The sequence below is a fragment of the Flavobacterium sp. genome, assembly GCF_032153895.1.
GTDB lineage: Bacteria > Bacteroidota > Bacteroidia > Flavobacteriales > Flavobacteriaceae > Flavobacterium.
On sequence record NZ_JALDYN010000001.1, the window covers coordinates 101,307 to 123,605 of the forward strand.

Below are 22,299 nucleotides of genomic sequence, written 5' to 3' on the forward strand. Positions count from 1 at the left end.
GATGGCAAAAATATTATTCATTACTTGGGACGGTCCGCAAACCAGTTATATGGAAGGGTTGTTTTTGCCAATTTTCAATCAGATAAAAAAGACAGAATCGGTCGATTTTCACGTCGTGCAGTTTACTTGGGCTGCTAAGGAAAAGACAGATTGTATAGCACAAATAGCGAAGTCTTACGGGATTCATTATTCGGTATATTCCATTACCAGAAGACCAGTGGCGATTTTAGGTAGTATTTTTACTTTGTTTCAAGGAGTGAAATTTCTTCAGAAATATATCGACAAACACAAGATAGATGTTGTTATGCCAAGGAGTACCATGCCGGCAGTAATGGTAAACAGATTGAAACTGCCAAATTCTAAGATTCTTTTTGATGCCGACGGATTGCCTTTGGAGGAACGTGTAGATTTTTCAGGTCTTTCCAAAACAAGCAAACAATATCGATGGCTGAAAAGCGAAGAAACCAAACTACTACAAATAGCTAATGGTGTTATTACCCGATCTGAAAAAGCCATCGAGATTCATCTTCAAACCATAGGAGAGGCCTTTAAATCAAAGTTTTCAGTTGTTTTTAATGGCAGAAATATCGATTTTTTCCAGCTTAATATAACTCAAAAAGAAATGATGCGAAACGTATTGTCCTTTTCTCAGGATGATTTGGTGTTTGTGTACTGCGGATCTTTGGGCTTGCAATACGGTTGGGAAGAAATGATTTTGATTTTTAAGGATTACTTGCAGAGATATCCGAAAAGTAAATGGCTCATTCTTACCGGAAACACTGCATTTGCCGAATCACGAATCACTTCTGAATTAAGGAATTCAGTTCGGATACTCAGTGTGCCTTTTGAAGAAGTTCCTAAATATTTAAGTGTTGCAGATGTGGCTTTTGCTATCCGTAAACCTACATTCAGTATGCAAGGCGTTGCACCTATTAAGTTAGGCGAATATCTTTTGATGGGATTGCCAACTATTGCTTCTAAAGGAATTGGCGATACCGAACAGCTATTGGACAAAGTTGAAGGTTGTTTTTTGTTTGACCACGATGAAGATGATGCGGCTTCTAAAGCGGTTTCTTTTGTTGAAAATTATAAGTCATATTCTTCTGAAAATCTTCGACAAGTCGGAATTACCTATTTTTCACTACAGGAGAGCGCAGTAACTTATATAAAAGCCTTAAAACAATTATGAAAGTTCTTTATCTGACAAAATACACTCGAAAAGGAGCCAGTAGCAGATTGCGGAGTTATCAGTATTTTCCTTTCCTTGAAGAAAAAGGTTTTGAGATTGTGGTACGACCGTTATTTTCGGATGCATACCTTGATCGGCTTTATGCAGGAGAATCAACTTTTTTTGAGGCGATTCGATGTTATATCCGAAGGTTTTTTGTGTTGTTTTCGGTTTTTCGTTTTCAGAAAATTGTTATTGAAAAAGAACTATTTCCGTATTTTCCAGCTTGGTTTGAGCAAATTTTCAGTTGGTTTGGTGTTTCTTATATAGCTGATTATGATGATGCGGTTTTTCATAATTACGACAATCATCCTAATAAATTTATCCGACAGTATTTGGGTGATAAAATTGATAAGGTTATGAAATCTGCTAAATCAGTACTGGCAGGAAACGATTATCTGGCAGAAAGAGCACGTAAATCTGGTGCTAAACATATAGTTGTTTTGCCAACGGTTATTGATGTTGAGCGTTATACAGTTGTGAAAAAAGTGAGGTCAGGAAGATCAATAATTGGCTGGATTGGTTCTCCATCAACTTTTAAGTATGTAAAAGCTCTGTTCCCGATGTTTGAGGAACTTTACAAAAAAATAGATTTTGAATTGCATATTATTGGTGCTAACTATTCAGAAGAAGTAACGTTTCCAATTGTTTATATTCCTTGGAGTGAAGCTACAGAAGTTGAATCTATTAAAAATTTTGATGTTGGTATTATGCCTCTTGAGGATTCTAATTGGGAAAAGGGTAAATGTGCTTATAAGCTGATTCAGTATATGGGATGCGGAATTCCGGTTGTGGCATCACCAGTAGGTATGAATGTCGAGGTTGTTAAAAGTGGTATTAACGGATATTTGCCTGAAACTCCAGAGCAATGGGCTAAGGATTTGGAAATTTTAATTTCGGACAAATCAAAAAGTTGTACCTTTGGCCTCGCCGGAAAGCAACTGGTCGATGAAAAGTTTACGATACAAAATAGAATAGCGGAATTAGTTGCAATTTTAGAATATCGTGACGAAAAGAAGTAATAAGTCCCAAAATTAGAATGCCTCAGAACTCAAAATCAAACTATCTTGATATTCTCCAAATATACCGTGGAATTGCGGCACTCATGGTAGTTGTACATCACACTGTCGGTTCATTACGATATTACCATCATGTTAATATTCACTCGCTTAATTATTTAGGAAATTTAGGTAAATACGGGGTTGACTTTTTCTTTATTCTTTCAGGATTTATTATTTCTTATTCAGCTTCCTTTCGTTATGAAAACCCTGGAGCCTTTAAGGAATATATAACTAACAGGATATTGAGGGTTTATATTCCATATCTTCCGATTGGGATCGCTATGGTTTTTTTGTATACACTTTTTCCTGATTTTTCAAATGTAGACCGACAAATTAGTGTTTTTACTTCTGTAACCTTGATTCCTTTTGGAAAGCCGGCGTTGTCTGTCGCTTGGACATTGCTTTTTGAGGTTATGTTTTATTTTATTTTTGGAATAACTTTCTTTTCAAAAAAAGTCTGGCATTATTTCATTACAGGTTGGGCAGTAGTGCTTCTTGTGGTTAATTATACTGCGTTAAAACCTATTTTACACGATTCGCATCCTTTTTTGCGCGTTTTTATGTCATTGTACAATCTTGAATTTATAGCAGGATATCTTTTGGCGGTGCTCTACTTAGGGAGAGCAAGAATGAAGACCGAGTATGTATTTTATATTTCTGCGGTTGCACTGATGATTTTCTTGGCAAACTTCAAACTAAAGTTCATTACTACTCGATTTGTGCCTAATATGGTGTTTACAGTTTTTATTTTTTCTATGCTTTATATTTCAGTAACAAAATTGAAATTTAAGATAGACAGGAAAAATTTATTTATGATTATTGGTAATGCTACTTTTTCAATTTATTTGTTGCATAATCCTTTGCAAATGATGATAATACGTTTATTTCCAACAGTTTCAATAGGAAATAGTCTTATATTTGCTTTGCTTTTAGTGTTTATAGTAAGTTGTACAGCCGGTTATATCTATTCTCAGATATTCGAACAAAAAGTTATGAACACAGTTAAAAAGTGGATTGAGGATAAAAGGAAAAATGATAAAAGTTGGACATAATTGCAATATTACTTATTGTTGTAACTGGCTTAGGATTTACCAATCTTTTCAAGAATGACGTAAAATCTGAGGATTTAAAGCGTCTAAAACAGCTGTGGTTTTTTCATATCGTTTTCGGGCTCTATTATTGTTTTTTCGTTCAAGGTGATGCGGTAGGGTATTGGCGGGTTGCCGGTGCTATGACTTCAGAAGATTTTTATACCTTCATTAACGAACAAAAGGGAACTTATTTTTTATTTGCATTAAATTACTTTCCTGCAAAAATTCTTGGTTTATCCTATCTTTCTGGGACGTTGCTTTATTCGCTTCTTGGTTTTATGGGGTTGTGTTATTTTTATGTTATTGCCTATCAAACCGTTCCTTACAATTCAAAATTTAAAAACTACGATTTGTTCCCTTGGGTGTTTTTTATGCCCAACTTGCATTTTTGGAGTTGTGGAGTGGGAAAAGACACCTTGCTTTTTTTTAGTATCGGAATGTTTGCATACGGATTATTACAACCCGTAAAAAGGATTGGTTTGTTGTTGGTTGCATTAGGAATTTCTTATTATATCAGACCACATATCACGCTTTTTCTTTTGGTAGCATTTGGCTTGTCGTATGTTTTTAGTTCAAAAGTTTCGGGAGCAAAACGTGTTGTACTATCAATGGTTTTGATTGGTATTGGTATTGCAATTTTACCGTCAGTTATGGAGTTTGCAAAAATTGAAGAAACGACGATTGATAGTTTTGAACAATTTTCGGAGAAAAAAGCAGGACTGTTGAGTAGAGCCAGTTCAGGTTCTAGAATTGACATCTCGTCTTATCCTTTTCCGCTTAAGGTGTTTACGTTTTTATTCCGACCACTCTTTTTTGATATTAATGGTATACCTGCAGCCATAGCATCTGTAGAGAATTTACTTTTGCTCATCATAACGGTTTCAATTTTTAGAAATAATCCGGTACAAACGTTCAAATCTGCACCATTTGTAATAAAAGGATTGGTGATTTTTTTAATCGTAGGAACTTTGGCTTTCTCACAATCATTAGGAAATCTTGGAATTATGATTCGTATGCGGAATATGTTTTTGCCAGGATTGTTAATTTTTATTCTATGGTCTTTTTCATATCGAAAGGCGTCACTAAAGAAGTAAAATGATAAGTATTTCTGGAAAAAAAGCAGAAAATATATTTTTAAGTGCGTTGTTGTGCTACCACTTTCTTTTTGCCTTTTTTGCTTTTGAATATTTTAAGAAAAACGGTGGAGATGCTTCATTTTATTGGTTTTCTTCAGAAGCCTCAAAGAATACTGTTTTTTCAGAATTACAGTTTTATGGTTCAGATTTTGTGCTGAGGGTAAATTTCTTTTTCGCAAAACTATTGCATTTGGGTATCGAATGGGGTTTTGTTATCTACAGTTTTATTGGTTTTTTGGGTATTTGGCAATATTACAGACTTGGAAAGTTACTTGGTTTTTGTGAATCTACGTTTTTAAAAAAAGCATTGTTTTATTTGATGTTGTTACTTCCTAATTTGCATTTTTGGACAGCCGGATTAGGAAAGGAATCGCTATGTTTTTTGTGTTTAGCCACTTTTTTTTATGAATTAGCACATGAGAGATATCGTTTAATGATGTTGCTTAGTTTTGTGGTTTTAGCATGCATTCGTCCTCATGTGGCGATTTTTTTGATTTCAGCTATTTTTCTTGTGCTCTTTTTTAAAAAAACTATTCCGGTTAAATATAAATTAGGGTTAACCTTTCTTTTTATCGTTGTGTTTGTTGTGTTTTTTTACATGGTTTTACAACTTTCGGAAATTAATTACTTTGATTGGAAACGAATTCAGCGCTATAACGAATATTCTTTATTGTCATTTCAACATTCAAATACCTACGTTCCGATGGTTGAGTATTCGTATCCATTTAGACTATTTACATTTTGGTTCCGACCATTTCCAGGCGAAGTGAACACGCTTTACGGTTGGGTTTTGGGAATGGAAAATCTGATATGGCTTCTGCTTCATTCGGTTGCCGTTTATTTGTTACTGAAAAACTACAAAAAGTTGCATTTTCCGGCTGTGTTCAAGGTAATTCTGATTTTTGCCTTAATTTCTACTCTGATAATTGTGGAACGTTATTCCGGGTTTGGTATTTTTGCAAGAACAAAAATCATGATGCAGCCTTTTGTTGGTGTAGTTTTATTGTGGATTTTTGTGGAATCATCAAGTAGAAAAACAATATGAAGAAAATTGTTCGCATTACAACTGTTCCGTTGTCTCTGGAAAAGCTTTTAGAGCATCAGTTACAGTTTATGAATAATTTTTATCAAGTAACCGCAGTTTCATCTGAAGGGGAGCGGTTGCATAAATTCGGTATTCAGGAAGGAGTGAAAACTTTTGAACTCGGATTAACTCGAAAAATAACGCCGTGGCAAGATATTAAAGCCGTTTGGAAGCTGTACCGATTTTTGAAAAAGGAGCAGCCGTTTATTGTGCATTCTCATACGCCAAAAGCAGGCATTGTAGGGATGTTGGCGGCAAAATTGGCAGGAGTTCCACATCGTTTGCATACGGTTGCTGGATTGCCATTGCTGGAAGCAAAAGGCTTTAAGAGGACTATTTTAGAGAAAGTGGAACAATTAACCTATGCTTGTGCTACGAAAATTTACCCCAACTCCAAAGGGTTGAAAACTATTATTTTAGAAGAAAAATTCTGTTCTGCAACTAAAATTAAAGTACTCGGAAACGGAAGTTCCAATGGTATCAATACAACGTATTTCAATGTTAATCACTTTTCAAATGAAATGCTTTCAGAACATAGGGAAAAGTTAGGGATTGAGAAAAATGATTTCGTTTTTGTGTTTGTAGGGCGATTGGTTGGCGATAAAGGAATTAATGAGTTAATCAATAGTTTCTATGCTATTGCGAAAGAAAATGTAGCGACTAAATTACTTTTGGTAGGGCCATTTGAAGATGATTTAGATCCGTTGAATTCAGAAACGAAAAAGATACTATCAGAACATAAGCAAATCATTGCCGTTGGTTATCAGCAGGATGTTCGACCTTTTTTGGCAATTAGCAATAGTTTGGTTTTTCCTAGTTACAGAGAAGGGTTTCCTAATGTTGTGATGCAGGCCGGCGCCATGGGATTACCGGCAATTGTTTCCGATATTAACGGTTGTAATGAGATTATTTCACACGAAGAAAACGGACTGATTGTAGCGGTAAAGTCAGAAGTAGCAGTATGTGAAGCGATGCGAAGAATGTTGAATGACAAGCAATTGTATAAACATCTTCAGCTAAACGCCAGAAACGCCATCACCTCTCGATTTGAGCAACAAGTGATTTGGAAAGCCCTTTTAAACGAATATCAAAGTTTGGAACATGTATCGTAGCTTTTTTAAAAGATGTATCGATTTGTTTTCGGCAATAATGCTGTTACTGCTGTTTTTACCAATTTTGGTATTGGTGATTGGTGCTTTGTTTTTTGCAAATCAGGGAAATCCTTTCTTTTTTCAGCAGCGACCGGGGAAAGATGGTAAAATCTTCACAATCGCCAAGTTTAAAACCATGAACGATAAAAAAGATGATGCAGGAAATTTGTTGTCAGATGCCGAACGATTGACTGTTGTCGGAAATTTTGTCCGAAAAACATCGTTAGACGAACTGCCGCAACTCTTTAATGTAATCAAAGGCGATATGAGTTTAATTGGACCAAGGCCTTTATTAGTGCAGTACCTTCCGTTATATAATGAACATCAGAAAAAACGTCACAATGTTCGCCCAGGAATTACAGGTTGGGCTCAGGTTAATGGAAGAAATGCTATCAGTTGGTCGCAAAAATTTGAGTATGATGTTTGGTACACCGAAAATATTTCGTTAAAATTGGATGTTATCATTTTGTTTAAAACGATACAGAAAGTTGTAAAAAGTGAGGGCATAAGTGGCGAAGCCGTTGCAACTGCCGAACCCTTTAAAGGAAACGAATTATGAAATATATTTTTGGAGCCGGTGGACATGGGAAAGTGATTGCTACTGCTTTGCAAATTGTCGATGAAAATCAAGATTTAAGATTTGTAGTTGATGATCCTGTTTCTAATATTGTTTTGGAGGTGCCGATTATACGAACGTCTGAAATTACCAGCTTTCATGACAAAGATTTCGTCGTTGCTGTAGGAGATAATGCAGCCCGCATGGAAATAGTTGAAAGTTTGCAGGCAAAATATTTTACGGTAATCCATCCATCAGCAATAGTAAGTAAAAGTGCAACTCTTGGAGTTGGAACGGTAGTCATGCCATTGGCAATAGTTAACGCCGAATCCGTAATTGGAAAACATTGTATTGTAAATTCAGGTGCTGTGGTTGAGCATGATTGTATATTAAAAGATTTCGCACACCTTTCCCCGAATGCATCATTGGCAGGTGGTGTTTTTGTTGATGAAGGGGCGCATATTGGAATTGGTGCGGTTGTTTTGCCAAAAGTTAAGATTGGAAAATGGGCCGTAATCGGAGCAGGAGCCGTAGTTTTAAATGATGTTCCCGATTATGCGGTTGTTGTGGGTAATCCAGGTAAAATTATAAAATATCAAGACCAAAAATAATGCTGTTAAAAAGACTATTTGATATTGTTTTTTCTGCAACTGCATTAGTCTTTGTTGGCTGGATAATTTTTTTATGTTGGCTTGTCGCGACGATAGATACTCGTGAAAACGGTTTTTTTCTTCAAAAAAGAGTAGGACAACATGCTAGGTATTTTACAATTTTAAAAATTCGTACCATGAAAGATGGTAAAGTAACTTGGTTAGGTGCTTTTTTTAGAAAAACGAAACTGGATGAGTTGCCACAATTTATTAATGTTCTAATTGGGGATATGAGTGTTGTAGGGCCACGTCCAGATATTCCGGGCTATTATGATTTACTTGAAGGAGAATCCCGGAAAATTTTGGAATTGAAACCCGGATTAACCAGCCTAGCATCACTTAAATATTTCAATGAAGAATACCTGTTGGAAAAGCAGGAAAACCCATTACATTTCAACGATACAGTAATTTTTCCGGATAAAGTTCGGATGAATCTACAGTATTATCACACCCGTACATTTTGGGGAGATGTGAAAATTGTCTTAGCTACTTTATTTCAAAAAATATTTTGATAACCTCTTAACTTTCAAAACTTTCTGTAAATTTGCGCGATAGTTCCCCAAAACTATGCCTAACTTATTGAAAATGAATAAAGAAAAAATATGGTTGTCTTCACCTCATATGGGAGGAAGCGAACAAAAGTTCGTAAAAGAAGCCTTCGATACGAATTGGGTCGCCCCATTAGGACCTAATGTTACAGGATTTGAACAAGATCTTGAGATTTATCTTCAGCAAAATTCATATGTGGCAGCCTTAAGTTCGGGTACAGCAGCACTCCATTTAGGATTGATATTGTTAGGTGTTAAAGCTGGTGATGAAGTCTTGTGCCAAAGCATGACTTTTTCTGCTTCAGCAAATCCAATTACATATTTAGGAGCCAAACCAGTTTTTGTTGATAGTGAAATAGAGACCTGGAATATGTGTCCGGTTGCATTAGAAGAAGCTATTAAAGACCGAATCAATAAAGGGGTAAAACCAAAGGCAATCATTCCGGTTCATTTATATGGAATGCCATGTAAAATGGATGAAATTCTTTCGGTTGCTTCAAAATACGAAATCCCGATTCTGGAAGACAGTGCCGAATCATTAGGTAGTTTGTACAACAATCAAAGTTGCGGAACTTTTGGAAAATTGGGAATTCTGTCTTTCAACGGAAATAAAATTATTACGACTTCAGGAGGTGGTGCTTTAGTTTGTCGCCAAAAAGAAGTAAAAGATAAAACGGTTTTTTTAGCAACTCAGGCTCGCGATAATGCGCCACACTACCAGCATTCTGAAATTGGGTATAATTACCGACTGAGTAATATATGTGCAGGAATCGGGCGTGGTCAGATGGAAGTTCTGAATAAACATGTGACCCTGCGAAGAGCAATGCATCAGCGTTATTATGATTTTTTTGCAACTATTTCAGGAGTGAAAGTTTTGCACGAACCAGATCAGCGTTTTTTTTCAAACCATTGGTTAACAGTGATTACCATTGATGAGAAAGTTGTGGGGAAATCAAGAGAAGATTTGCGTTTGGCTTTGGAAGAAGCAAATATTGAAAGCCGTCCGTTATGGAAACCTATGCACTTGCAACCTGTTTTTTCTGACGCTCCTTTTTACGGAAATGGAGTTTCTGAAAAGCTTTTTGAAGATGGATTATGCTTGCCTTCAGGATCTAATCTGTCTGACGAAGAAATTAAACGTATATTTACGGTGCTAAAGCTATTTTTTCATAAAGCCTTGTAGTGTTATGGTGGTGAGAAAGAAATCGGGTTTTACAATAAAGTCAGCATTCAATATGGTGCTAAGAGGCAGCAGCTTTAATTTTGCTATTAAAAATTTAAGTTATTTGCCCCGCTGGATTATATTGTCTCTAGATATTTTTATGGTTTTGATTTCCGGTTTCCTTGGACATTTATTGTTGAAAGGAATCGGGTTAAACTTTGAATTAAACCGAAATCTGTTTCTGCTTTTAACACTATATCTTTCGGTTACTGTTTTTTTCTTTTGGGTTTTCAGAACCTACTCCGGAATTATCAGACACTCCAGTTTTATTGATGCGGTGAAACTTTTCATGGCACAGTCTTCCACCTTTTTGTTTTTACTTTTTGTCAATACTTTTTTTGAAGTAATCAAAGGAGGAAAGCTATTCTTGAATACGAGACTGTTTATAAGTATTGTCCTGTCTTTCATGTTGTTGTTGCTATATCGCATCATTGTAAAGCAGGTGTTTGAACATTATATAGATTCGTCAAAACAAAAGGGAGTAACCAAAGCACTGATTTACGGTACAGATTCTAATGCAATATCGGCAGCGAATGCCTTAAGATTTGAGGCGCAATCCCGTTTTAAAATTATAGGTTTTGTTGATAAACACGGAAAGAATACTTCGAAGCGCTTGCTGGATTTACCAATTTTAAATCACGAAAGAAGAATTCCTGTTTTATTGAAATCGCAAGGTGCACAAGCCTTGATTATTGCAGACCGAACCCTGACTAAAGATGAAAAACTATCGTTAGTTGATGAATGTTTAGAATACAATTTTAAGGTACTTTCTGTTCCTGACATCAGAGATTGGGAAAAACAAGAAGACATCTCCAAAAAAATTAAAAATTTCCAGATTCAGGATTTGTTGGAACGAAGCCCAATTCAGTTGGATAACAAATCAATTTCCAATCAGATTAAAGGGAAAACGATTCTGATTACCGGAGCGGCAGGTTCTATCGGAAGTGAAATAGTCTGGCAGGTTTGCGCTTTTCAGCCCAAGCGTGTTATTTTGGTTGATCAGGCAGAAACACCATTACACCATTTATCGTTAGAAATCGGAAAACAGGAAGTTGAAGTAGCGGTTGAAACCATTATTGCAGACATCCGTAACATGAGTATGATGAAAGCTGTTTTTGACAAATGGCAACCCGATGTAGTGTACCATGCAGCAGCTTATAAACATGTGCCGTTAATGGAAGAAAATCCATCGCAAGCGGTATTTACTAATATTTCCGGGACTAAAAATTTAGCAGATTTGGCATTAGAATATAAGGTGGAAAGTTTTGTAATGGTGTCTACTGATAAAGCCGTGAATCCGAGTAATGTAATGGGTGCCAGTAAACGAATTGCGGAAAAGTATGTACAGTCATTGTATTTCTCAGCTAAAAACAAGTCCGCTAAAACTAAGTTTATTACCACTCGTTTTGGGAATGTTTTAGGTTCTAACGGTTCTGTAGTGCCTTTGTTTACGCAACAAATTGCCAATGGAGGACCGCTTACGATTACCCATCCGGAGATTATTCGTTATTTTATGACAATACCTGAGGCTTGTCAGTTAGTCCTAGAGGCTGGTGCCATGGGTAGCGGTGGTGAAATTTTTATTTTTGATATGGGTAAACCGGTCAAGATTATTGATCTGGCCTATAAAATGATACGTTTGGCAGGCTTGCGACCTGAAAAAGATATCAAAATTCAGATTGTTGGTTTGCGACCGGGAGAAAAATTATATGAAGAACTATTAAATGACGGCTCCAAAACATTACCAACGCACCACGAAAAGATAATGATTGCTCAGGAGCTGATTGATAATTTTGAAACTGTTAATCTTCAAATAGAAGAGCTTTTAATCTTATCACAAAACTTGAATTCTGATGCAATTGTTGCCAAAATGAAAGTCATAGTGCCAGAATATAAAAGCATGAATTCTGAATTTGAAACCCTTGATGTCTTCAAAAAACCGATTTTAGAATAATTGGGGATTAATTTTATCTTTGCAAAAAACAATTTATGCAGCAACAGTTTAGCTTTAAAAAAATACTTCCTTTTTTAGTTGTTTTTACTTTAATGTCCTGTGTTTCCAGAAGGGAGATGGTATACTTATATAATACTAATCAAGCCACTAAAAAGGAAGAAGGAAAAGAAGCTGCAAAAATAGAGTATGAGTCAGTTTTACAAAGAGATGACGTGCTTTCTATTATCATTTCAGCTGAAAATCCTGAAGTTGCAGCACCTTATAATTTAAAAGCAGTTTCTATTAGTAACACAACGGGTACAACAGCTACTCATGCCGGTAATCTTGAAAATTATATCATTGATAAAAACGGAGAGATTGAATTTCCGCAAATTGGAAAAATTAAATTGGAGGGATTAACACGAAATGAAGCTGTTGAGAAATTGAAAGAGATTTTATCAGAATATATCACCAATCCTACGGTTCATATGCGAATTGTCAATTTCAAGATTTCGGTTATCGGAGAAGTGAGTAATCCGGGAATGCATACTATTTCGAGTGAAAGGATCACTCTTTTGGAGGCATTGAGCTTGTCCGGTGATTTAACCATTTTCGGGAAACGCCAAAATGTAATGGTTATTCGTGAGCAAGAAGGAGCTAAAACGGTAGCTAAAGTTGATATTACCAACGCTGATTTTTTAAATTCGGAATACTACTATTTAAAGCAAAATGACGTGGTTTATGTAGAACCTAATGGAGCACGTCGTAATGCGTCAATTATTGGGCCTAACATCACGGTTGGTCTTTCGGTGCTGTCATTTGCAATCGGTATCATATTGTTAATCAATAAGTAATTGTATGGAATCCGAAAATAATATTCAGCAAAATCCTTTTGAGAACTCTTTTAACTTTCGCGAGCAGGTAGCTTATTATCTGGGAAATTGGTATTGGGTACTTATCAGTGTTTTTATTTTCCTGATTGGAGGCTATGTGTACTTGCGTTATACCGTTCCGCAATATAGTGCCAGTACTATTTTAATGCTTAAGGATGATAAAAAAGGTGGTGTCGATTCTGAGTTAACTGCTTTTTCTGATTTAGGGGTACTTTCCAGTGTGAAAAATAATATTGATAATGAACTGGAGGTAATTAAATCAAGAACATTAATTAAAAGTACCGTAAAAGATTTAGGGTTAAATGTAGCCTATATTAATGAAGGGCGAGTAAAATCTGAAGAATTATATAAAAAGACACCTATACAGTTTTATTTTTCCCGATTGAATGAAGGATTTGAAGATAAGACTGTTGGTTATAAGATTGTTAGTGAAAGCAAAACCACTTTTTCGCTTTATGACCGTTCCGAAAGTAAGGTGGGGGATTTTCAGTATGGACAATCTGTAAAGTTGCGTGAAGGAAGTGCAGTAGTACTCTTAACGCCAATAGGACTCAAACGTAATGGTTTAAACGGTACCACATCAGTTGTGGTTCGTCCAGTTGATGCGGTTACCAGCAGTTTTAAAGGTAGGTTAGGGGTAAGGAAAGTTGGAGACAGAACCAGTGTTGTAGAGTTGTCTATAGTGGATCCGGTTCGTGAAAAAGCAGAAAACTTTCTCGATGCGTTAGTCAGAGTTTATAATCAAGATGTAGTCAACGATAAAAATCTAGTGTTTGAAAATACGTCACGTTTTATCAACGAGCGATTGAAAATTATTGCAGATGAATTGGATGATGTAGAACGTAGCACCGAAGATTTTAAGATTAAACATCATGTAACGGACATAGCTTCGGAAGCTGGTTTGTATCTAAATAATGCCAGTGAGTTTGAGAAGAAAGAAATTGAAACTGAAACTCAGCTTAAGGTAATTGCAACCATGAGTGATTATGTAAACAATAGTAATCACTATGAGTTGATACCGGCTAATGTTTTAACAGCAGATGCAAGTGCTTCAGGGTTAATTGATCAATATAACCAACTTGTTTTGGAGCGCAACCGTTTGCTTAAAAACGGAACTTCTAAAAACGCTGTAATTTTAACGATTGACAAGAAGATTGAGTCATTACGCATGAACATTAAGTCCAGTATGGACAGGTTAAAGTCTGCCTTAGAGATTAAAAAGCGTGATTTGGCCTATCAGAATGCCTTGTTTAATGGGAAAATATCTAAGATTCCTACATTGGAAAGAGAAGCAAGAGTATTAGGACGCCAACAACAGATTAAAGAATCGTTGTATTTGTATTTGCTTCAAAAACGAGAAGAAACAGCTATTTCTTTAGCTGTAACAGCGCCAAATGCAAAAGTGATTGATTCGGCATTGTCTTCTAAGTCACCAGTTACACCAAACCGCCAGTCAATCTACATGGGAGCTTTGGCTATTGGGTTGTTGTTGCCGTTGGGTATTTTGTATTTATTGCAGATGCTGGACACCAAGATAAAAGGACGTTCCGATATTGAGAGCAAATTAAGCATTCCTATTTTAGGTGATATACCGAAATCGATGTCTAATGAAGAAATCATCGATTCTAAAAGCAGGAGCAGTGCTGCGGAAGCCATTCGTATTGCCAGAACCAATCTGGAATTCATGTTGAATCAGGTTGCTGAGAATACTGCCAAAACCATTTTTGTTACTTCCACTTTACCAAAAGAAGGAAAAACGTTTATTGCGGTAAATATGGCCGGAACCATTGCACTTTCAGGTAAAAAAGTATTGTTAGTCGGCATGGATATTCGTAATCCGAAGTTGGAAGATTATCTGCACTTGCCTAAAGAAGGTGTTACCAATTATTTGTCTACAAAGGGCATGGAGATTCATGATTTGATTCATAAAATACCGGAATACGAATCGTTTTACGTATTGCCTTCCGGAGTTATTCCTCCAAATCCTGCTGAATTGTTGATGAGTAGTAAAACGAGTGACTTGTTTGCGCAACTGAAAAAAGAATTCGATTATATCGTAGTAGATACTTCGCCGGTTCATTTGGTGACGGATACCTTGTTGATTGCGAATTATGCTGATGCTTTTGTGTATGTTGTACGAGCCAATTATTTGGACAGAGCATTGTTGCGAGTGCCGTATCAATTACATCTGGAGAAAAAGCTGCCTAATATGGCAATCTTAGTGAATGATACTTTAGTTAATAAAGGCTATGGTTACGGTTACGGCTATGGTTACGGCTATGGTTACGGCTACGGTGTAGAACAACCGAGAAAAAGCTGGTTGCAACAGCTTAAAGATAAATTTAAAAAAGAGGCTTAAGCCTCTTTTTTATTGGAAAAAATTATTGTTTTGCAGTGCTTCTTTTAGTGCTTCGGTTTCTTTGATTTTTAGTTTCTTGGAAAATGCTTCGATATGGTTTTTGTGATGCACATCGGAACCGGTAAAATCGATAAGTCCTTTTTTAAGTAATTTTTCTGCAGTAGCGGCAACATCAGGCCCGTAATAACCAACGGTTGATAACAGATTTAGTTGGAACAGACATCCTGCTTTTTTAAGTTTTTTATACTCCTGGAAGTTGTTGTGGAAGTAGGCGTAACGCTCCGGATGCGCTAAAACTGGTACATAACCGGCTAATTGCAGTTCAAACAAAATATCCATCAGATTGATTGGCGGACTCATGTAGGATACTTCAACCAATACATATTTATCTTTTAATGTGAGCAGTTGTTTGTTTTTGAAAAGCGAAACAAAGGCTTCGTTGATCATGTATTCCGACGCGGCTTTTAACTGAAGTTTAGTCGTTAATTCCGAAGACAAACGCTCTAGGTCTTCTTTGCGAGATGTGATAATTTCAGGCGTATTATCCCAAACATTTTCGATGGTATGCGGTGTGGTAATGCATTTGGCAAAACCGAAATCAATAAGGGATTCCATCAGGAAGTTGGAATCTTCAATAGTTTTGGCTCCGTCATCAATACCAAAAAGGATGTGGGAGTGTATATCAATGTACCCGTTAGGAATCATTTCCTTTAAAACGGGTTTGGATTTTAAAAAGGATAACATGGGAGCAAAGTTACGTATTTTGTTGTTTGGGTTGACGGTACTTTTAGGAGTGTTTTTAGTAGCTGTTTCTAACTATAAATCGTTGTTCGGCTTTACTCGGCTTTGATATGGCTTTGATATGGAGTATTATTGAAGTAAATTTAGGTCAATTTAAAGTAGAACGATTTTTGACAAGCGATAGTGGCATGTTTTTGGGTTTGGTTGTCATTGTGCTATGCCAAGGATAATGCTTTAAGATGTTCCGATACTTGAAAACAGGCTTTAAAGTTTTTTACAATGAAAGATTACTTGTTTTAATAACGGGTGGTAGTAAATTAGCATGCAAAACTTTAGTATATTTGGCCAAATAAATGTTAAAAATCCTGTGGTTACAACCTTTTTAAAGAAAACGATTAAAGATAATTTTTCCACCTTTGTTTACTTCTACAGGTATTTAGGGTATAGGCTGTTTGTAATTGTAGGACTTAGTATTGCTGTCGGGTTTTTAGACGGGATGGGCTTGACGATGTTTCTTCCCTTGTTAAAACTTGCTGAAGGAGGTGATGTTAACCAAGATGATTCGTTAGGAGATTTGTCATTTATAGTCGATGCTGCTGACAAGATAAATTTGCCACTTTCCTTTGGTGTGGTATTGTTGTTTCTTATGGTTTTCTTTGCTCTGAAAGGATTGGTGAGTTACTTGAGCGGGATTTATAAGATTACAACAAAGCAATATTTCACCAGAGAACTGCGATTAAAGCTTATTCGACTTTTTGACAGGTATTCGTATACACGATTTGTACTCAGTGATGTGGGTCATATCCAAAACGCAATGACTGGTGAAGTTTCGAGGGCAACAGGAGCTTTTACCAGTTATTTTTCCTGTTTTCAGAATGGAATTTTAATTTTGGTATATCTGTTTTTTGCCTTTTTGGTGGATTGGAAGTTTACACTTTTAATTTCTTTAGGTGGTTTGTTGACCAATTTTTTTTACAGGATAATCTATAAAAAGACCAAAACAGAATCCGTTTCACTGTCTCAGAGTAACAGCTCTTTTCAAGGATTGATTATTCAGTATATAGCCAATTATAAATATTTAAGAGCTACTGGTTTTTCGAAAAATTACAGCGAGCGTTTGTCTGATTCCACCAAAGAGATTGAACAAAAAGTTAAGACTATCGGGAAGTTGGATGTTTTGATAAGCGCCTCTCGGGAGCCGATATTGGTAGTTATTATATGTTTAGTGATATGGTTTCAGACGTATTATCTGAAAGGTAGCTTCAGTGCTATATTGGTTAGTTTACTCTTTTTTTACCGTGCACTAACATCGCTCATTGTATTGCAAACCAATTACAATTCCTTTTTGGCGGTGTATGGTTCGTTGGATGCCGTTTCCTCCTTTGAAAAGGAATTGAAAAACAATCAGGAAAAAAATGGAAAGGAGCTACAACAAAAGGCTATTTCAACTATCGAAGTACAAGAACTTTCTTTTGCCTACAATAGCGAAACAACGGTGTTGCAAAACGTGAATCTTGTTTTCAATGAGAAACAAACCTATGCTGTAGTTGGAGAAAGTGGTAGCGGTAAAACCACATTGGCTAATATCGTTACCGGATTGTTAAAACCAACTGTCGGGTCATTATTGATAAACGGAGTGAACAGTACTTTGCTTGATATGATGTCTTACCAACGAAAAATAGGATATATTTCTCAAGACCCAGTTATTTTTTCAGATACGATATTTAACAATATTACTTTGTGGGCCGATTATACTGAAGAAAATATTCAGCGTTTTAACGAGGTGATACAGCAGGCTTCCATTGCGGATTTTATTAAAAATTTGCCAGCAAAGGAGCATGCTGCTTTGGGGAATAATGGTGTTAATTTGAGCGGTGGTCAAAAACAGCGAATTTCTATTGCGCGAGAATTGTTTAAAAAAGTAGATTTGCTGATATTGGATGAGGCAACTTCAGCTTTGGATTCTGAAAACGAGAAGATAATTCAGGAGAATATTGACCTATTACACGGACATTGTATCTTTCTGATTATCGCCCATCGTTTGTCGACGATTAAAAATGCGGATTCAATTATAGTGATGTCTGAAGGGAAAGTAGTAGATCAGGGTAATTTTTCTGAATTGCTGACTTCTTCAGAAAATTTTAGAAAAATGGTACAAATGCAGGGGATGGTTTAGCATTTATGCAGAGGTAAAATTATAAGGTAGAGATGAGAATAGATATAATTTCAGGAGCAAGACCTAACTTTATTAAAATAGCACCAATTGTTGATGCTATTGCGTATTATAGCGGTTTAGGAGCTAATATAAGTTACCGATTAATTCATACGGGTCAGCACTATGATAAGGAAATGAGTGAAACCTTTTTTACTCAATTAGGGATTCCGGAGCCTCATTTTAATTTAGGCGCCGGTGGAGGCAGTCAGGCTGAACAAACGAGTGCAATCATGATTGGTTATGAAAGACTGTTGTTGGAGGACGGATTCTCGGATTTGTGTCTTGTAGTGGGAGATGTAACCTCGACTATGGCCTGTTCAATTGTAGCCAAGAAAATGAATATTAAAGTTGCTCATGTTGAAGCCGGTATCCGTTCGGGAGATTGGACCATGCCTGAAGAAGTAAATAGGGTAATCACGGATAGTATTACAGATTATTTTTTTACCACATCCCATACTGCCAATCAAAATTTAGTGAGTCAGGGTGTTCCATCAAGCAGTATTTTTTTTGTTGGAAATACTATGATTGATTCCTTGAATAAATTCAGGTCAAAATTTCAGAAGCCTCTTTTTTGGGATGAAAGAAAACTCGAAAAAGGGAATTATCTATTGCTTACCATTCACAGACCTTCAAATGTTGATGACCAGCAGCGAATGAAAGAGTATTTGGAAGTGATTTTAGAAAATTCTTCCGATTTGCAAATTGTGTTTCCGGTGCATCCTAGATCGGCTAAAGTTATTGCACAACTTGGGATTAATGACGAACGCTTGTTTTATACCACACCTTTAGGGTATTTAGAGTTTAATTATTTGGCTGAGAATGCGAAAATTGTTATTACCGATTCGGGAGGAGTTACTGAAGAAACTACAGTAATGGGTGTGCCTTGTATTACCCTGAGAGATAATACCGAACGACCGGAAACGGTGACTGAAGGGACAAATGAACTTGCAGGAACAAAACCTCAGTCAATCAAGCCTTTTTTAGTTAAACTGTTTTCTGGAGAATGGAAAAAAGGAAGTGTGCCTGAGTTGTGGGATGGCCAAACATCGAAAAGAATTATTCAAGCACTGTTAAGTATTTTCAATCATGACGATAAGTAAACGAATTTTAGTGGTTGCAGAATCCATTGATGTCAGTGACAGCAGTGGTACTAAAGGCAGAGTTGCTTTAATTAAGAATTTACATGAATTAGGCTATCAGTTAAGGGTTTGTCATTATACTAAAAAAGAAATTCAACTTGAAGGGATAGAATGTATTCAGATTAAAGAACTGAAGTGGAGTCTGAATTATATTTTAAGCCGAAGTGAAAGAATTTTTACCCGACTGACGAAGATTAGTTTGAACAAATTCCTTGAAAGCAACATTGGTTTTTCATTTACTTTTTTGAACGACAGCAACAGTATTGCCAAAGGAGTAAGAGAACAGTTGGATTTTAATCCGGATTTGGTACTTACTCTCAGTAAAGGGGCCAGCTTCAGGACACATCATGGGCTTTTAAAGGTTCCGGAAGTGCATCAAAAATGGGCGGCTTATGTTCATGATCCGTTTCCATATCATTTTTATCCGCGTCCTTATACGTGGGTTCAGCCCGGATACAAACAAAAAGAGCGTTTTTTTAGAGAGGTTTCTCAAAAAGCAGGAGTGAGTGTTTTTCCGAGTTTGCTTTTAAAAGAATGGATGGGAAGTTTTTTTGAAGGTTTCGAAAAGACAGGGCAAACAATTCCACACCAGATTAGTGAAACCATTACAATAAAAGGAGAGCAAAACTTTCCGGACTATTTTGAAGCCCAAAAATTCACATTGCTGCATGCCGGGAATTTAATGAAACAGCGAAATCCTATGCCGCTGATAGAAGCGTATAAGTTGTTTTTAGAAAGAATGCCGCAAGCGGTAAATCAATCGCAATTACTTTTGTTAGGGCCGTCTAGTTTTTTCTCTGAAAAGTTGAATGCACTTAAACCAGAACTTCCTTCTCTGGTAGTTAAAAATGAAAATGTCCCTTTTTATGAAGTTTTGAAAATGCAGTTTCAATGCAGTGTTAATGTAATCTTAGAGTCTAAATCGGAAATCAGTCCTTTTTTACCGGGTAAATTTCCACATTGTATCGCAGCCAACAAACCGATTTTATTTTTAAGCCCGTATTATAGTGAGACAAAACGCATTTTGGGGGATGACTACCCTTATTGGTCTGAATCCGACAATGTTGAGCTTATTAGTAAGCAAATCGAGCAGTTGTATGAAGAATGGATTGCTAATAATGGTGTTGTGAATTTGAACCGAAACGATATTGAATCTTATTTAGGTAAGGAATATTTAAGGGATAAGATGCAAGAGATTTTAAATGATTTGACCTAAAATTTTATCTTATGGTTTCTATCATCATACCCGTTTTTAACAGCGAAAAATTTATTGAAGAAACACTTCAAAGTATTTCGAATCAAAATTATTCAGATTGGGAGTGTATTCTGGTGGATGACGGCTCAACAGACAATTCTTGGGAAATCATGCAGCGTTTTGTTGTTAACGATACTCGTTTTAAAAGCTACAAGCGACCCGATAATTTGCCAAAAGGCGCTAACAGCTGTCGGAATTTTGGTTTTGAGCAAAGCAAAGGAGAATGCATCAACTGGTTTGATAGTGACGATGTGATGTTGGAGAATTTTTTATCCGTTAAAATGGATGTGATGAACAATGCGCTAAAAATGGTTATCGCTTCAGGAAGTTTTGCGGATGAATCACTTAAGCAACAAAAAGCAATTCCTTTAGTCTTGAAAAGTACCTTGTATTTGGATTATATTGGATGGAAACTCAAAGTGCTGACACCTTCTATCCTTTTCAAAAGGGAATTTTTAGTAGATAAAGAATTGTTTTCTCATAAAATTAAGAAAGGTCAGGAGATGGAGTTTTTCTCCAGAATATTTTTTGATGTATCTCCCGACGATTATGTGATTGTTGATAAAAGTACCTATTTGTACCGATCTCATGAAAATTCATCAACGGCACAAAATCAGATTTATAAGAAGGAATTTAAGGAATCAGAAGCTTATACTTTATTTGAAAACCTTAAACGTGTTCAGCAACTGCAAAACAAACCCATGATTGCCAGTCGTTACCGTTTGTTGGTGAATTTATTGTTTAAAGCTTTAAAGAACAAGCATCCGGAAAATGTAGCCTATATTTTAAGCGGATTCAGACAATATCTTTATCCTAACAATAAAATGGTTATCTTTCTATTGGAAAGAGTAGTGGCGAGTCAAAAGTTGGTTAAGACTACTTTTTTACCTTGGGATAAGATTTTTAAAAAAATGCCAATACACTAAACATGAAACAATCGCAACCTTATTTAATCGCTGAAATCGGTCAGGCTCACGAAGGCAGTCTTGGAATTTTACATTCCTATATCGATTCGGTAGCCAAAACCGGGGTAAATGCTGTCAAGTTTCAAATGCATATAGCCGAAGCTGAGAGTAGTATACATGAGCCTTTTCGGGTTAAGTTCTCGTATGAGGACGCTACGCGTTTTGAGTATTGGAAACGTATGGAGTTTACTTTGGAGCAATGGAAAGATATTAAAAGGCATTGTGATGAGGTTGATCTTGATTTTATCTGTTCGCCATTCAGCAACCTGGCTGTAGACTGGCTGGAAGAAATTGGCGTAAAATGCTATAAGATTGGTTCTGGTGAAGTAAATAATTTTCTGCTTTTGGAAAAGATTGCTCAAACCGGAAAGCCTTTAATATTGTCATCTGGAATGAGCAGTTATGCAGAATTGGACAAAACGGTTTCTTTCTTGAGAAATCGAAATGTTTCTTTTTCCATTTTACAGTGTACAACCGCTTATCCGACCATGCCGGAGCAGTACGGACTTAATGTTATTGGTGAATTGAAAGCCCGATATAACGTACCGGTGGGTTTTTCTGATCATTCTGCCCAAATAGCAACTAATGTAGCGGCTGTTGCTTTGGGAGCTGAAATTCTGGAGTTTCATGTGGTTTTTGATCGCAATATGTTTGGTCCGGATGCGAAATCTTCGTTGACTATGAGCGAAGTTGCGCAATTAACAGATGATGTAAAGGCAACGTACAAAGCAGTACAGCATCCTATTGATAAAACATCCAATAGTCAATTTGCAGAATTAAAGGCAATATTTGAAAAATCATTGGCTGTCAATAAAGATCTTCCGGAAGGACATATTATAAGTTTTGCTGATTTAGAAGCGAAGAAGCCAAAAGGTTACGGTGTTTTGGCCAGTGAATATGAAAAACTTCTGGGTAAAAAAATTAATAAACCACTGCAGCAATGGGATTTTATAACAGAGTCTGATTTTGAATAAACTCTTTAAAAAATCATTTTTTATCTGATTTTATTAAACGGATATTAATCTACTCTTCTTGTTTAAAATACAATCTCTTAATACTTTTTTCTGTATTT

Annotated in this window: 19 protein-coding genes; 18 read left to right on the forward strand and 1 reads right to left on the reverse strand. The window is 36.2% G+C overall.

Annotated features, from left to right (window positions below; genetic code table 11):
• Position 1: 1 nt before the first annotated feature.
• The 13 genes from RUH60_RS00530 to RUH60_RS00590 all read left to right on the forward strand — a co-directional run bounded on the left by RUH60_RS00530 (position 2) and on the right by RUH60_RS00590 (position 14,912).
• Complete coding sequence (locus RUH60_RS00530) at positions 2–1,189, forward strand: glycosyltransferase (protein ID WP_313803793.1); 1,188 nt, start codon at positions 2–4, stop codon at positions 1,187–1,189.
• Positions 1,186–2,250, forward strand: a complete 1,065-nt coding sequence (locus RUH60_RS00535) for a glycosyltransferase family 4 protein (RefSeq protein WP_313803796.1) — start codon at positions 1,186–1,188, stop codon at positions 2,248–2,250. Before RUH60_RS00530 ends, RUH60_RS00535 begins: the two co-directional genes overlap by 4 nt.
• Before the next feature lie 17 nt (positions 2,251–2,267).
• Positions 2,268–3,341 carry an acyltransferase gene (locus tag RUH60_RS00540; RefSeq protein WP_313803799.1) on the forward strand — a complete coding sequence of 358 codons (1,074 nt, stop codon included), beginning with the start codon at positions 2,268–2,270 and terminating at the stop codon, positions 3,339–3,341.
• A complete protein-coding gene (locus RUH60_RS00545) occupies positions 3,332–4,474 on the forward strand; it encodes a hypothetical protein (protein WP_313803802.1) in 1,143 nt (380 codons plus the stop codon). The genes RUH60_RS00540 and RUH60_RS00545 overlap by 10 nt, the downstream gene beginning before the upstream one ends.
• 1 nt (position 4,475) lies before the next feature.
• Complete coding sequence (locus RUH60_RS00550; protein WP_313803805.1) at positions 4,476–5,561, forward strand: hypothetical protein; 1,086 nt, start codon at positions 4,476–4,478, stop codon at positions 5,559–5,561.
• The gene (locus tag RUH60_RS00555) at positions 5,558–6,712 is read left to right on the forward strand and encodes a glycosyltransferase family 4 protein (protein ID WP_313803808.1); all 1,155 of its coding nucleotides are present in this window, start codon (positions 5,558–5,560) and stop codon (positions 6,710–6,712) included. The genes RUH60_RS00550 and RUH60_RS00555 overlap by 4 nt, the downstream gene beginning before the upstream one ends.
• Positions 6,702–7,310 (forward strand): sugar transferase, encoded by a 609-nt coding sequence (locus RUH60_RS00560; protein WP_313803809.1) that lies wholly within the window; start codon positions 6,702–6,704, stop codon positions 7,308–7,310. The genes RUH60_RS00555 and RUH60_RS00560 overlap by 11 nt, the downstream gene beginning before the upstream one ends.
• Entirely contained in the window at positions 7,307–7,918 is a 612-nt protein-coding gene (locus RUH60_RS00565) for an acetyltransferase (protein ID WP_313803812.1), read from the forward strand. Before RUH60_RS00560 ends, RUH60_RS00565 begins: the two co-directional genes overlap by 4 nt.
• Positions 7,918–8,469, forward strand: a complete 552-nt coding sequence (locus tag RUH60_RS00570) for a sugar transferase (protein ID WP_313803815.1) — start codon at positions 7,918–7,920, stop codon at positions 8,467–8,469. Before RUH60_RS00565 ends, RUH60_RS00570 begins: the two co-directional genes overlap by 1 nt.
• Before the next feature lie 73 nt (positions 8,470–8,542).
• Positions 8,543–9,688, forward strand: a complete 1,146-nt coding sequence (locus RUH60_RS00575) for an aminotransferase class I/II-fold pyridoxal phosphate-dependent enzyme (RefSeq protein ID WP_313803818.1) — start codon at positions 8,543–8,545, stop codon at positions 9,686–9,688.
• Positions 9,689–9,827: 139 nt separating this feature from the next.
• Complete coding sequence (locus RUH60_RS00580) at positions 9,828–11,681, forward strand: nucleoside-diphosphate sugar epimerase/dehydratase (RefSeq protein WP_313803821.1); 1,854 nt, start codon at positions 9,828–9,830, stop codon at positions 11,679–11,681.
• Positions 11,682–11,716: 35 nt separating this feature from the next.
• Entirely contained in the window at positions 11,717–12,514 is a 798-nt protein-coding gene (locus RUH60_RS00585) for a polysaccharide biosynthesis/export family protein (RefSeq protein WP_313803823.1), read from the forward strand.
• Between the two features lie 4 nt (positions 12,515–12,518).
• Positions 12,519–14,912: a polysaccharide biosynthesis tyrosine autokinase gene (locus RUH60_RS00590; RefSeq protein WP_313803826.1), complete on the forward strand. Its 2,394-nt coding sequence runs from the start codon at positions 12,519–12,521 to the stop codon at positions 14,910–14,912.
• Between the two features lie 9 nt (positions 14,913–14,921).
• On the opposite strand, the gene RUH60_RS00595 is transcribed toward RUH60_RS00590, so the two are convergent.
• The gene (locus RUH60_RS00595) at positions 14,922–15,656 is read right to left on the reverse strand and encodes a CpsB/CapC family capsule biosynthesis tyrosine phosphatase (protein WP_313803829.1); all 735 of its coding nucleotides are present in this window, start codon (positions 15,654–15,656) and stop codon (positions 14,922–14,924) included.
• Positions 15,657–16,020: 364 nt separating this feature from the next.
• Here RUH60_RS00595 and RUH60_RS00600 point away from each other — a divergent pair, with 364 nt between their 5' ends.
• From RUH60_RS00600 to RUH60_RS00620, 5 genes are read left to right on the forward strand one after another with little or no spacing between them, the layout of a single operon-like run.
• On the forward strand, positions 16,021–17,829 hold the full coding sequence (locus RUH60_RS00600) for an ABC transporter ATP-binding protein (RefSeq protein WP_313803832.1): 1,809 nt from the start codon (positions 16,021–16,023) through the stop codon (positions 17,827–17,829).
• 32 nt (positions 17,830–17,861) lie between these two features.
• Positions 17,862–18,968 carry a non-hydrolyzing UDP-N-acetylglucosamine 2-epimerase gene (gene wecB, locus RUH60_RS00605; RefSeq protein ID WP_313803834.1) on the forward strand — a complete coding sequence of 369 codons (1,107 nt, stop codon included), beginning with the start codon at positions 17,862–17,864 and terminating at the stop codon, positions 18,966–18,968.
• Positions 18,955–20,223 (forward strand): UDP-glycosyltransferase, encoded by a 1,269-nt coding sequence (locus RUH60_RS00610; RefSeq protein WP_313803837.1) that lies wholly within the window; start codon positions 18,955–18,957, stop codon positions 20,221–20,223. The genes wecB and RUH60_RS00610 overlap by 14 nt, the downstream gene beginning before the upstream one ends.
• An 11-nt stretch (positions 20,224–20,234) precedes the next feature.
• Positions 20,235–21,188: a glycosyltransferase family 2 protein gene (locus RUH60_RS00615; RefSeq protein ID WP_313803840.1), complete on the forward strand. Its 954-nt coding sequence runs from the start codon at positions 20,235–20,237 to the stop codon at positions 21,186–21,188.
• Between the two features lie 2 nt (positions 21,189–21,190).
• Complete coding sequence (locus tag RUH60_RS00620) at positions 21,191–22,201, forward strand: N-acetylneuraminate synthase family protein (protein WP_313803845.1); 1,011 nt, start codon at positions 21,191–21,193, stop codon at positions 22,199–22,201.
• The last annotated feature ends 98 nt before the right edge of the window (positions 22,202–22,299 follow it).